Origin of the sequence: Sphingobacterium multivorum, from assembly GCF_039511225.1 — a bacterium.
GTDB lineage: Bacteria > Bacteroidota > Bacteroidia > Sphingobacteriales > Sphingobacteriaceae > Sphingobacterium.
This window is the reverse complement of sequence record NZ_CP154261.1, coordinates 3,736,766-3,750,158: the sequence shown is the minus strand read 5'-3', so window position 1 is coordinate 3,750,158 and position 13,393 is coordinate 3,736,766. Positions and strand designations below refer to the sequence as shown.

Here is a 13,393-nt window from a genome sequence, read left to right as displayed (position 1 = left end):
TGATAAAAATCGAGTAACTTTGGCCAAGGAAAAATTATAGATATGATTGATAATAGTTTAGATCAGTTAGAACCAAAAGCAATCTGGAAAAATTTCGCGGCATTGAATGCGGTGCCGAGGGCTTCCAAAAAAGAAGCGCGCGTAATTGCTTTTATGGTGGACTTTGGAAAATCCCTGGGTTTAGCAACGAGTGTGGATGAAGTTGGAAATGTACTTATCAAAAAGCCTGCTACTTCGGGCATGGAGGACCGTAAAACGATTGTATTGCAGTCGCATTTGGATATGGTGCATCAAAAAAATAACGATACTGTTTTTGACTTCGATAACGAAGGGATTAAGATGTATGTCGATGCTGATTGGGTAAAGGCGGAAGGTACCACTTTGGGGGCAGATAATGGTCTTGGCGTGGCGACAATCATGTCGATTCTAGAGTCATCCGTTATTGTACATCCCGCTATCGAAGCCTTGTTTACCATTGACGAAGAGACTGGGATGACCGGTGCCTTAGGATTAAAGGGTGGGTTACTTTCGGGCGAAATCCTGTTAAATCTGGATACAGAGAATGATACTGAAATTGATATTGGCTGTGCTGGTGGGATTGATGTAACGGCAACGCAGTCCTATAGCGCAGAACCTTGTCCTTTTGATATGCTATCTTTTGAAATTACCGTAAAAGGACTCCATGGGGGGCACTCTGGGATGGATATTCATAAAGGTTTTGCCAATGCCAATAAGGTAATGAACCGCCTGCTCTATAGAGGCTATGAACGTTTTGGATTGCGTATTGCGTCGTTATTGGGTGGAAGCCTCCGCAATGCCATCCCGAGAGAAAGCGTCGCCAAGGTGGTGGTGGTTAAGGATAAAGCAACTGACTTTGTTCAGCAGCTAACACAATTGGCTCAGGATATTAAATTGGAATTTGCAACGACGGAACCGGCTATGGAAATTGTGGTGAAGCAGACTGATGCTGCTTATGCAACAGTCGTTCCCGTAAACGTGCAGGAAAACTTAATCAATAGCGTGTATGCAGCCTTAAATGGTGTATATCGTGTGAGTGCCGATTTTGAAGACTTGGTAGAAACCTCCAATAATATTGCTAAAGTAGAAGTAGGCGGGGAAAAGGTTTCCATCAAATGTCTAACCAGATCTTCTGTTGAAACCTCTAAATTTGATTTAGCCCAATCGTTACAAGCAGCATTTGAACTGGGCGGTTTTACGGTCGATTTTTCGGGCAATTATCCCGGATGGGCTCCTAATCCGAATTCTGAAATTTTAGAAGTGCTCAAATCAATTTACACGAGACAACATGGCGAAGCTCCGGAAGTGGTGGCTTGCCATGCCGGACTCGAGTGCGGTATCTTGGGGACAAACTATCCGGCAATGGATATGATTTCTTTTGGACCAACTATCTTAGGGGCGCACTCGCCGGCAGAACGTGTCTCCATTTCTTCGGTGCAGAAGTTTTGGAATTTTGTGCTTGACATTCTCAAAGAAATCCCCAAAAAATAAGTCGCAACAGCACACGGTTGCATTATTTTTGAACAACAGGCCATGAAACCAAAATTCATAGGCAAGCAAGCAAGCAAGCAAGCAAGCAAGCAAGCAAGCAAGCAAGCAAGCAAGCAAGCAAGCAAGCAAGCAAGCAAGCAAGCAAAAACGGGTATGGCGTGAGCCGTACCCGTTTTTGTTTACATCATTTTTACGTTTTTCTTGCAAAAAATGAAAAATATCCTTACTTTCAGGATGAAAAAATGATTTAATAGACCAAATTTTATACAAGCTCTCAAATTGAGGGAAAACCTAATCATGATATAATGACTATAATCCTCATTGTAATCAGCATTTGTTTGCTTATCCTCTGCATAACTTATTTTAAGATCAATGCCTTTCTCGCTTTTTTAGCTGTTTCCTTACTCAGTGGACTTTGTTTGGGAATTCCACCGGCACAATTGGTGGGCACCGTTGAAAAAGGTGTTGCCGGTGTTATGGGGAGCCTAACGTTGATCATTGTTTTGGGCGCAATGTTGGGAAAAATTGTAGCTGAAAGTGGGGCCGCAGAGATTATTGCTGAGCAAATGGTCCGCTTAATGGGAGAGCGATACCTTCAATGGGGACTTATGTTGACGGGTTTTATCGTTGGTATACCGTTATTTTACGGAATCGGATTTGTCTTATTAGTCCCCTTGATCTTTTCGATTTCCTACCGGTATAGGTTGCCGGCAGTGTATATTGGATTGCCGATGCTGGCAGCCCTGTCTGTAACGCATGGCTTTATTCCACCACATCCTTCTCCCGTTGCTCTTGTTGCCCTGTTTCATGCCGATATGGGATTGACACTTATTTATGGTCTTTTGATTGCCATACCTGCTATTGTTTTGGGTGGGCCTATTTTTGGAAGATACCTGAAAAACATACGGGCAAGTCAGGAATCAATTTTTCGGGATCAAGATCGCTCGGAATCAGCACAGTATCTGCGCCCGACAGTTGGGGTAAGTTTGGCTGTAGCCCTGCTGCCGGTATTACTCATTGTCCTATTTACATTGCTTCCTTATAGCTTTCATACAAGTAATATAGTGCTGCAGCAGGGGGTTAAGTTTGTCGGCAACCCCACCGTTGTTATGGTTATCGCGCTCAGTGTAGCAACCTATTTCTTAGGATTGAAATTGGGCCGATCGATGACCAATGTGATGACAATCTATGAGTCTGCTGTGAAAGATATTGCCATGATCCTGTTGATTATTGCTGGCTCGGGAATCTTTAAACAAGTGATGGAAGACAGTGGGGTCAGCCTGCTTTTGGCCAACACCTTGCAGCAGCTTCCCATTTCACCGTTACTGTTGGCTTGGTTAATTACAGCGGTTATCAGAGGTTGTGTCGGCTCGGCCACAGTAGCAGCCCTGACAGCAGCGGGTGTCCTGCTCCCTATTGTTACCGGAGGAAAAGCGGATCCCAATCTCATGGTACTCGCGATAGGAGCCGGAAGTCTGATGTTTTCGCATGTCAATGATGCCGGATTTTGGCTATTTAAAGAGTACTTTGGCCTGAGCGTAAAGGATACCTTATTCTCCTGGTCTATCATGGAGGCGATTGTTTCCATTGTTGGGCTGCTTGCTGTTTTACTATTGCAATTAATTTTATATTAGCTATTATTTTAAACTTTAAAATCGTTAAAGATGTACAACGCAGATGAACAATTCGAAAAATTAGGTTTGACATTACCACCAGCGCCGGCACCTAAAGGTGTTTATAAACCATACGTCATTGACGGGAAGTACCTGTATCTTTCTGGTCATGGTCCTGTACAAGATGATGCCACATTGATTATTGGTCGAATTGGAAGTGATATCAGCCCGGAAGAAGGCAAACTTGCCGCACGTCAGGTCGGTCTGACCATGCTGTCGACCATTAAAACCAACTTGGGGTCCTTGAACAAGATCAAACGTGTCATCAAAGTATTGGGTATGGTCAACTGTACCTCCGATTTTCTTTATCACCCCGGTGTAATTAATGGCTGTAGTGAACTATTTGCTGCGGTTTGGGGAGAAGAGAATGGTATTGGAACACGCAGTGCAGTGGGGTTCGGTTCTTTGCCCGATAATATTCCGGTCGAAATCGAAGCATTATTTGAGTTATATTAATCCGAATGGTATGGAAACTTGGTGTCACATACAAAATGTCGATCAAGTCGATTCGCCGGCCTTGCTGGTCTACCCTGATCGCATTGTCAAGAACATAGACCGCGCTTTACACATTGTGCATGGGCGGGCGGACCGATTGCGGCCGCATATCAAAACGAACAAGTGTCGTGAAGTATGCCAGCTGATGATGGATAGGGGGATTACAAAGTTTAAGTGTGCAACCATTGCAGAAGCAGAGCTATTGGGTGTTATCGGTGCAAAAGATGTTTTGCTGGCGTACCAGCCCGTAGGGCCAAAGATAGATCGTTTCCTGAATCTGGTAAGCGCCTTTCCCCAAACACATTTTGCCTGTCTTGTGGATCATGTCGATGCAGCAGAGGAAATTTCAGCGCGGAGTCTGTCGAAAGGTTTACGAAGCGCTGTTTATCTGGATGTTAATATTGGGATGGGACGTACAGGGATAGCTTTAGAAGGGATTGAGCGTCTCGTTATGGATATCAATCTCATGAATGGTATTCAGTTGGTCGGTGTGCATGGCTATGACGGTCATATCCATGATAAGGATTATCAGCTTCGCGAAAAACAATGCCAACATGCATACGGTATACTTGAAACGGCCTATCTGATGGCACAGGCGTCTACCTCTAAACCATTGACTAAAGTGATTGGCGGTTCACCGAGTTTCCCTTTTCATGCCGAACGAAGCGATGTAGAATGCAGCCCTGGAACCTTTGTGTTTTGGGATTTTGGCTATGCCGAAAATTATGCAGAACAAGATTTTATGCTAGCCGCGGTACTTCTAACGCGTGTCGTTTCTATTGTTGATCACAAACACCTGTGCTTGGACCTAGGGTATAAATCCGTTGCATGTGAATCGCCGCAGCCTCGCGTCAAGTTTTTCGATCCACGTATTGGCGACATAAAAATGCAGAGTGAAGAACATCTGGTTGTCGAGGTGACAGATAGTACACAGTTTAACCTGGGAGAGGCTTTGTATGCTGTACCCCGGCATATCTGCCCTACCGTAGCCTGTTATGGCGAACTTCAAGTTGTCCATGAACGGCAGGCAGATCAAACGTGGACTGTCTATGCGCGAAATAAAAAGATAAATTATTGATATGTACGAATTTGAAATGCCATTTTTGGTCGATGCACATTTGGATTTGAGTATGAATGCCATGGAATGGAATCGGGATCTTCGGTTGCCGATTACTGAACTGAACCGTCGAGAAAAGGGGATGAATGACAAGCCCGATCGCGGTAAGGCAACAGTCACCTTTGACGAATTGCGTCGTGGCCGTATTGGTTTGGTCGTGGCGACCCAAATTGCCCGATTCGTAAAACCCGAAAGTTCCTTGCCGGGTTGGTATTCGGCAGAACAAGCATGGGCGCAAACGCAGGGACAGCTTGCGTGGTATAAGGCAATGGAAGCCGATGGGCAAATGAAAATGATTTGTACAAAGGCTGATTTGGATCGACATATGGCACTTTGGTCGGATGGAAGCGATCATGTAGATAAGCCAATCGGATATCTGTTGAGTCTGGAAGGTGCCGATTCGCTGGTGAATATCAGTTATCTTGAAACAGCTTATAACTATGGTTTGAGAGCTGTCGGACCAGCGCATTACGGACCGGGGCGATATGCCAACGGGACAGACTCATCGGGCAAGCTTAATGAACAGGGTGTCCTATTGTTGCGGGAGATGGAGCGATTGGGGATGATATTGGACGCAACACACCTCAATGATGATGCGTTTTGGGACGCTGTTGGACGTTATAACGGTGCCATTTGGGCAAGCCATAATAATTGTCGCAAGTTTGTCGACCATAATAGGCAGTTCAGTGACGAAATGATCAAGACTCTTGTTGCGAAAAAAGCAGTGATCGGTGTAGCGCTCGATGCTTGGATGATGGTACCGAATTGGGTCCGCGGTGTATCCGACCCTAAAACAAGCAATTGCTCCATGGAAATCATGGCCAACAATATTGATCATATTTGTCAATTGGCAGGAAATGTCGATCATGTCGGCGTGGGGAGCGATTTAGATGGAGCATTTGGCCGTGAGCAGTGTCCTTATGATCTGGAAACGATTGCCGATATCCAAAAAGTCTTTGGTATCCTGTCAAAAAGAGGGTATAATAAGAGTAATCTTGAAAAGATTGCCAGCAAGAACTGGCTTAATTTTATGCGCGATGTATTGCCCGAATAAAAACGAACACTTCCAACACAACTGAATAGATGAGACCAGTATTACGCGTACAATTGTCCCTGATGATGTTTTTAGAGTATTTTATCAAAGGGGCCTGGTTTGTTACTTTGGGAACATACCTCATTAAATCGCTCAATGCCTCAGGTATGGAGGTAGCGAATATTTTTGCAACACAATCCCTTGGTGCTGTGTTTGCTCCTTTTTTTGTGGGTTTTGTTGCCGACAGATACTTTAATGCCGAGCGGGTGCTTTCGGCTTTACATCTCATTGGAGCTGGGCTGCTTTACGGGATGTCACAGGCACCGGATGCAACACATTTTTATCCCTATGTATTTGTCTATTTTATGGCTTACATGTCTTCGCTATCTTTATCCAATGGAATAGCATTCCGGCATATTGAAGACGCGAAGAAGTATTTTCCGGGGGTCCGCGTGTGGGGAACGATCGGTTGGATCTGTTCGGGACTTGTTATCAGTTATTTGTTCCGTTGGGATGCGCCCGAATCGATACAGGCAGGTGCCCTGCACAACACCTTTATTATGGGGGCGGTTTGCTCGTTGTTACTGGCATTGTTTAGTCTGGCCCTCCCCAAAACCCCACCGCAGGTGAAACTCAGGGACGAAAAATTTGATTTTGGAAAGGCGATCGGTTTGGACGCACTGAAGCTGCTCAAACAGCGGAGTTTTCTTATTTTTTTTGTAACAGCCATCGTAATCTGTATTCCTATTTCGTTCTATTATCAAAATGCCAACCCATTTTTGGTCAACGCTGGAATACCGAATCCCACAGCAAAAATGGCATTGGGGCAATTTTCCGAAGCGATCTGCCTGTTGTTGATTCCATTTTTCTTTAGACGCTTAGGGTATAAAAAGATGATTTTATTGGGGATTGCGGCCTGGGCACTCCGCTATTTGTTTTTTGCCTACGGCAATGGACAGGAATGTTCATTTTTATTGTTATTCGGAATTTTATTGCATGGCATCTGCTATGATTTTATGTTCGTAGTCGGTCAGATCTATACCGATAGAATTGCCGGTGAAAAATACAAAGCTTCTGCACAGGGGCTTATTACCATTGCGATGTATGGGGTAGGGATGTTGATCGGATTTTGGGTTGCTGGTGCTGTTTCAGATTATCTAAAAACAGCTTATGCTGTTCAATTTTGGGAATATCTTTGGTTTATTCCTGCAGGTATTTCGGGTTTTTGTCTTGTGCTATTTGCCCTGTTTTTTAAAGAGGAGGAAGCGGTGCCAGATATGAAAGCCCGTTAAAGATGCTTTTTGGCCAATTGAAAATAGGCAATTCAGAAAAAATTAAAACATGGAGCATCTTCGACGGGGAGGTGCTCCATGCCATTTATAGTCCAATTATATCATATTAAACCATTCCTGGTATTTTTCACCGATGAAAGGAAGGGGTTTTCGCTCTCCGGCAAATGCGGACATTAATCCAAGTACAAGAGCAATAAGTAGGAGCAGTCCAACAATACTAAGGACAATTCCGCCAATACCTGGAACAAAACGTAACAGCCCCAAGGCCATTCCTGTTACGGAGATACCTATACTTTGTCGGATATGAAATTGCGCCAATGCAGTCTTTTCCTTGTTGTTCATAATGATGGCTGCAACAAGGCCGATGATGGTTAAGTAAGAAATAATAGCAATTGTTTTTCCGTCATTTGACGTCGCCTTCTGAATAGGGGTTCTCTCCATGATCCTTAATGTAAAATGTTTGACTTAAATAATTAAGGCAAATTTAGGAGAGATATCCCTTGCATCCTTTAGCTGAATTCAGGGATATTTAAATTATCCTTCCACACTTTCCAGTAATTGCTTTTCATGGAGTTCAAAATATTCACCTCTTTTATCCATCAATTCGGCATGTGTACCCTGTTCTACAATTTCCCCTTGATCCATCACCAATATATGGTCCGCATTCTTGATCGTCGAGATGCGATGGGCAATAAAAATGCAGGTCTTGCCTTTCATGATGCGGCTTAGCGAACGGAGAATGGTTTCTTCCGTTTTTGTATCCACGGCTGAAAGACAGTCATCAAAAATCAATACTTTGGGTTCCTTAATTAAAGCGCGTGCGATGGATACCCGTTGCTTTTGCCCCCCGGAGAGGGTAATCCCACGTTCTCCAACAGCGGTTTCAAATCCATCTTCAAAAGCGATAATATTGTCGTATACAGCGGCATCTTTGGCAGCCTGTTCCACTTGTTCCTGTGTAAAGTGGTCTAAACCAAAGCCTATATTATTGGCAATGGTATCCGAAAATAGGAAAACATCTTGTGGGACAAATCCAACTTGTTGGCGTAAGCTTTTGAAATCAAGATTTTTAATTTCCAAATTGTCATAGTGGATACTTCCTTTGTCGATATCATACATCCGAAGGAGTAAATTGGCCAGCGTAGATTTTCCGGATCCTGTTTTTCCGATAATAGCAAGTGTTTTGCCGATCGGGATTTGGAACGATATATTTTTTATCGCCTGAATGCCGGTTTCCGGATAAGTAAACGAGATCCCATTAACCTTGATTTCGCCCTCCAGTTCCTTGGCAGCTGTGCCGTTAACGATAGGAGATTCGGTTTGAAGGAATTCGTTAATCCGTTTTTGTGACGCGGCAGCACGTTGCACCAATGACGTAACCCAGGCCAGAGACATGGCAGGGAAAGTCAACTGGTTGACATAGATGATAAACTCGGCGATATTTCCGGCAGTCACTGTTCCTTTGGCAACTTCGATTCCACCAATATAAATGGTAATTACTGTACTAAGTCCAATAAGTAATAGAATAAGCGGAAAGAAAACAGCCTGCACTTTGACGAGATCAAGAGCCGTGTTCCGATAAATGGTACTTTCCTTCTCAAATTCCTGCATTTTATTTTGTTCTCTGATATAGGTCTTGATGACACGTATACCCGCAAAAGTCTCCTGGACAAAGGAAGAAAGTTTCGCCAGTTGTCGCTGTATTTTTAAGCTACGCTTATTAATGATCTTATTGACAAATAAAATAATAACCGATAGAACGGGGATTGGTGCCAATGCATAAGTCGCCAGTCTTCCGTTAACGCTATACATCGCATAAATAACCATGATAGAGAGCACAACGGTATTGATCGCGTACATGATAGCAGGTCCAAGGTAATTCCGTACCTGATTGACATCTTCGGTCGCGCGGCTCATGAGATCTCCGGTGTTGTTTTTCCGAAAGAAGCCAAAGTTTAGATCTTGGTAATGATTATAGATCTCATTTTTGAGATCGTATTCAATATAACGCGAGGTTAAAATGATCGTCTGACGCATAAAGAATAAAAATATGCCCCGCAGCAGCGAAAGTAGGAGTACGACGAAGCCAAAAAACAGGAGGCTGGTGCCAAATACCTGGTAGATGAGTTCCTGTCTGTCGAAACCATCAAATAGACGGTATAGATAGATGTTTTCCTGTACCAAATCAAATGCTTCGCGAATTACCTTTGCAGGCAATACCCCGAAATAGTTGGAGATGATAACGAAAATAACCCCTGGAATCAGTTTCCAGCGGTATTTATAAAAGTACTTATTTAAGTAGGCGAGATCCTTCATATTACGAATACAAAAGTAGGACTAATTCATCAAAATGCTTTACGATTTGAGCGAATTTACTGTCATTCGGAAATCAAATGTTAAGTCTTGGATAAAAAAAGTTATTATGCACAACGAATAATTTTCCTACTTTTGCATCAAGTACCTTAAAAAATTAAAACAAATTAGAGTAGTACATTTTATGTCAACATCTCAAAATTCTATTTTTGAATTGATGAGCCAGTCTGGCCATCAAAACTTATTTTTCTGTAATGATGAATTGGTGGGCTTGAAAGCTATCGTTGCGATCCATGATACAACCTTGGGGCCTGCGATAGGGGGAGTTCGTATGTTACCATACGAAAGTACAGAAGAAGCTATTGAGGATGCTTTACGTTTATCCAAGGCCATTACGTATAAATCTGCCATCACTGGGCTGAATTTAGGCGGGGGAAGTGCTGTTATTATTGGGAATAGCCGTTTGGACAAATCTGAGGTTTTATTGCGCCGTTTGGGCCAGTTTATTGAAGGATTGAATGGTAATTTCATTGCTTCACTAGACGTAGGTACGACACAACGTGATTTAGAACATATTTATACCGAGACTGACCACGTTGCTGGTTTACCAAAGGCTATTCATGGTAGCGGTGTCGGTGATCCATCTATCTTTGCTGCGCAAGGTGTTTATTTTGGTATAAAAGCCTGTTTAAAGGAATTATACGGGTCGGAAAATGTTGCGGGTAAAAAAGTTATTGTACATGGAGTAGGTGGTGTTGGGGAGCGTTTGATCGCGATGTTACGTGAAGAGAATGCACGTGTTTATGTCAGCGATATTACGGAAGAAAAAATGCTGAAAGTAGCGGCTAAGTACAAAGCTGAGCCAATACCTTACAATGAAGTATTCGATCACGAATTTGATGTATATTCTCCCTGTGCGTTAGGTGGTACGGTAAATCCAGAATCCGCACAGAAAATGCAATGCAAAATTATTGCCGGTTCGGCCAATAATCAATTGAAAGACGAGCTTGTTACAAGTTCTATTCTGCATGAAAGAGGTATATTATACGCACCGGACTATTTGATCAACGCTGGTGCATTAATCGGCTGTTATTCAGAAATTCAAAATTACGGCGTAGATCACACTGAATTTGTGATCAAAAATATTTATAATGCGACTAGAGACGTCTTGAAAAAATCAAAAGAAGAGAATATTTCAACTTTTGAAGCGGCTAATCGCATCGCGGAGAAGCGTATCCAAGATATTAAAAAAATCAAGCGATAGTCTTCATCCCAAAATCGTTCTTACTTATTATTTTATAAAAAAATCGTTCTTTAAATTACTATGTTAAACAGGAGACACCTGAGGGTAAAAGTAGTGCAAACGCTTTATGCGTACAGTCTTTCAGAAGATAAAGACATCAAAACATTTGAAAAAGCACTATTAAAAAATGTGGATGAAGTCTATGAGATGTATATGTGGACACTGAATCTTTTAGATGAAGTATCTGATTATGTCTTAATAGATGCAGAGGGTAGAGCTAATAAGTTTTTACCAACTGAAAAAGACTTGTCTTTAACGACCAAGTTAAGTACTAATACTTTTATTGAGTCATTGAGACAAAATCCACAATATGGAGAAGGTGTCAAAAAGTATAAGATTTCGTGGAGCTTTGACCCGGAGATCGTACGTACAGTATTTTTGCAATTAAAGGATTCCGAGGCTTATTTGGAGTACTTGCAACAAGAGGATCGTTCGATCGGTACGGAAAAGGATATCATCAAGCATATCTTTAAAAAGATTATCTTGAAATCACCGGTTATTGAGCAGGTTTTTGAGGAGAAATTCATCAACTGGCCTGTCGATAAAGAAGTATTGCAAGCGTTGATTGCGAAGACGTTTAAGAATTTTAGTTCTGAAGATCCACGTAAAAATAAGCTAGCAGAGATTACGCAAAACTGGAATGATGATAGCGACTATGTCATTGCATTGCTGGGTAAAACTATCCGCAATACGAATGAATATCAGAAACTTATCTCGGAGAAAACGAAGAATTGGGAATCAGATCGTATTGCATTAATGGATACTTTACTGATGCGTATGGCGATATGTGAGTTGATTAATTTTCCATCTATTCCGGTGAAAGTGACAATAAATGAGTATATTGAAATTTCTAAGGTATTCAGTACATTGAAAAGTAATACATTTATCAATGGTATCTTAGATAAAATATTAAACGATCTGAATCAGCAAGGAAGAATCCAAAAGGCAGGTCGTGGTTTAAGAGATTAAAACCAAACGCATAAATAATTTATACGAATGAAAAACTTTGGCAAATATTCGGTTTTAGCTTTGTCGGCAGTACTTTTATTTTCTTGTGGAAATGCACAAAAAGGAAAAGAAGAAGGAAGCAAGACAGCGACTGAGACAGCAGCTGCAGATAGCCTTTCTAAGGCGGCAGCACAATTGGGAAAAGTAGAATTTGAAGAGTCTGCATTTGATTTCGGTCAGGTAAAGGAAGGAGCACAGGTAAAACATACCTTTGTGCTGAAAAATTCGGGTGATGCACCTGTTATTATCTCGAAAGTGACTGCTTCATGTGGTTGTACACAACCTGAGTTTTCGAAAAGTCCTATTTTGCCAGGTGGAAAATCGGAAATACATGTTACTTTTAACAGCGAAGGACAGGTTGGTAAACAGCAGAAGATCATAACGATTCAATCGAATGCTTCCAATGGCTTGACAACAGTGCAGTTAAAAGGCGAAGTATTAGCAAAATAACACATTATTAAACGATATAATAGAAGATGAACACAGTATTATTACAAGCAGCGGGTGGCAACATGATGAGTTTTTTACCAATGGTTTTGATTATCGTGGTATTTTATTTCTTCATGATCAGACCGCAGATGAAGAAGCAAAAAGATCACAAAAAATATATTGAAGAACTTGGTGTAAATTCAAAGGTGGTAACTACAGCTGGTATTCACGGCCGTATTGTAGAAGTATCAGACACGACTTTCTTAATCGATGTAGGTTCAGGCGTAAAAATACGTTTTGACAAATCAGCCATTGCTTTAGATGCTTCTAAAGCTGCTAACAACACGGAGAAGAGCGCTTCTTAAACTTTTTTGGGAAAGAAATGAAAGCCAGTTTTCGTAGAAAACTGGCTTTTTTTATTATGTTCCCGTTAAAACGATTATGCTAGGCAACGAGTCTCGAATAGGGTAAAAGTGCGCTGGTATCCCCGATTTTTGATAACACGAAATGATGTTTTGGTGGTAATTTTTATAATTTCGTCTTACGAGATTCAGTCTAAAATGTATCCCTATTCCAATTAGTATAGTGAATATTTTGTATTTCTAGACATCGGAGGTAATTATGGTATCATTAGAATTGAAAGAAGAACGCAGAAAATTAAATCAAACAGCGAAACAGCCTTCTGAAATTGCAAATAAGGAGGATCGGGACTGTTATGAGCCATCCATCCAAATTGGATGAAATTGATGAAGTAAGTGAAAGAAAATATAGAACGTATTTTTATTTTGTTTGCTTTGATGAACCATTTATTAATATTTCTCGGGTTGAAATTAGAAAAGTAACATGCTTTAGATTACTCCACAATAAATGGAATTCGAAAAACCGCCATCTAAGGTATCCCATATTCCGACATAGACATGGAAATCAATGGTTTTTCGCTTTAACCAGTCAAATTGAACTGAACAAGAACCTTCACTTACGCTTGCGATAGAAGTTCTTAAATGGGATTCATTAAATGGGTCCAATAATACCAGATTGATTTTATATACGTTATCACTATATTGATCATCTGCATCCCAGCTCAGGTCGATTACATCATTGTTGATACTGACTTGGCAGTTGGATAATGGGGTAGGCACTCACTGATCCAAATTTACCAATAATAGGTCCATTCGGACCGTTTTGTAAAATTGCCCTAGCTATTCCTCTTTTTTTGTTTAT

13 protein-coding genes are annotated in these 13,393 nt (G+C 41.6%); 10 read left to right on the top strand and 3 right to left on the bottom strand.

Annotation, left to right across the window (positions count from 1 at the left end; all coding sequences use genetic code 11):
• Nucleotides 1–42 precede the first annotated feature (42 nt).
• The 6 genes from AAH582_RS15725 to AAH582_RS15700 all read left to right on the top strand — a co-directional run bounded on the left by AAH582_RS15725 (nt 43) and on the right by AAH582_RS15700 (nt 7,119).
• A complete protein-coding gene (locus tag AAH582_RS15725; RefSeq protein ID WP_343318564.1) occupies nt 43–1,509 on the top strand; it encodes an aminoacyl-histidine dipeptidase in 1,467 nt (488 codons plus the stop codon).
• A gap of 305 nt (nt 1,510–1,814) precedes the next feature.
• Nucleotides 1,815–3,143 carry a gluconate:H+ symporter gene (locus AAH582_RS15720; protein ID WP_343318562.1) on the top strand — a complete coding sequence of 443 codons (1,329 nt, stop codon included), beginning with the start codon at nt 1,815–1,817 and terminating at the stop codon, nt 3,141–3,143.
• Nucleotides 3,144–3,173: 30 nt separating this feature from the next.
• Entirely contained in the window at nt 3,174–3,638 is a 465-nt protein-coding gene (locus AAH582_RS15715) for a RidA family protein (RefSeq protein WP_046674510.1), read from the top strand.
• Nucleotides 3,639–3,648: 10 nt separating this feature from the next.
• Entirely contained in the window at nt 3,649–4,755 is a 1,107-nt protein-coding gene (locus tag AAH582_RS15710) for a D-TA family PLP-dependent enzyme (protein ID WP_343318560.1), read from the top strand.
• Between the two features lies 1 nt (nt 4,756).
• Complete coding sequence (locus AAH582_RS15705) at nt 4,757–5,848, top strand: dipeptidase (protein WP_343318558.1); 1,092 nt, start codon at nt 4,757–4,759, stop codon at nt 5,846–5,848.
• 29 nt (nt 5,849–5,877) lie between these two features.
• Nucleotides 5,878–7,119: an MFS transporter gene (locus tag AAH582_RS15700; RefSeq protein ID WP_343318556.1), complete on the top strand. Its 1,242-nt coding sequence runs from the start codon at nt 5,878–5,880 to the stop codon at nt 7,117–7,119.
• 96 nt (nt 7,120–7,215) lie between these two features.
• On the opposite strand, the gene AAH582_RS15695 is transcribed toward AAH582_RS15700, so the two are convergent.
• Together AAH582_RS15695 and AAH582_RS15690 are read right to left on the bottom strand one after the other, a co-directional pair.
• Entirely contained in the window at nt 7,216–7,560 is a 345-nt protein-coding gene (locus AAH582_RS15695; RefSeq protein WP_343318554.1) for a hypothetical protein, read from the bottom strand.
• A 93-nt stretch (nt 7,561–7,653) separates the two neighbouring features.
• The gene (locus tag AAH582_RS15690; protein ID WP_343318552.1) at nt 7,654–9,435 is read right to left on the bottom strand and encodes an ABC transporter ATP-binding protein; all 1,782 of its coding nucleotides are present in this window, start codon (nt 9,433–9,435) and stop codon (nt 7,654–7,656) included.
• Nucleotides 9,436–9,616: 181 nt separating this feature from the next.
• Between AAH582_RS15690 and AAH582_RS15685 the strand changes: the two genes are divergently transcribed.
• From AAH582_RS15685 to yajC, 4 genes are read left to right on the top strand one after another with little or no spacing between them, the layout of a single operon-like run.
• Nucleotides 9,617–10,696, top strand: coding sequence for a Glu/Leu/Phe/Val family dehydrogenase (locus AAH582_RS15685; RefSeq protein WP_046674513.1), 1,080 nt, complete (start codon nt 9,617–9,619; stop codon nt 10,694–10,696).
• Nucleotides 10,697–10,756: 60 nt separating this feature from the next.
• Entirely contained in the window at nt 10,757–11,704 is a 948-nt protein-coding gene (nusB, locus tag AAH582_RS15680) for a transcription antitermination factor NusB (protein WP_046674514.1), read from the top strand.
• A 27-nt stretch (nt 11,705–11,731) separates the two neighbouring features.
• Entirely contained in the window at nt 11,732–12,193 is a 462-nt protein-coding gene (locus AAH582_RS15675; protein WP_309363636.1) for a DUF1573 domain-containing protein, read from the top strand.
• A gap of 26 nt (nt 12,194–12,219) precedes the next feature.
• On the top strand, nt 12,220–12,537 hold the full coding sequence (gene yajC, locus AAH582_RS15670) for a preprotein translocase subunit YajC (RefSeq protein ID WP_046674516.1): 318 nt from the start codon (nt 12,220–12,222) through the stop codon (nt 12,535–12,537).
• A gap of 483 nt (nt 12,538–13,020) precedes the next feature.
• Here yajC and AAH582_RS15665 read toward each other — a convergent pair whose 3' ends face one another.
• Nucleotides 13,021–13,311, bottom strand: a complete 291-nt coding sequence (locus AAH582_RS15665) for a hypothetical protein (RefSeq protein WP_343318546.1) — start codon at nt 13,309–13,311, stop codon at nt 13,021–13,023.
• Between the last annotated feature and the right edge of the window lie 82 nt (nt 13,312–13,393).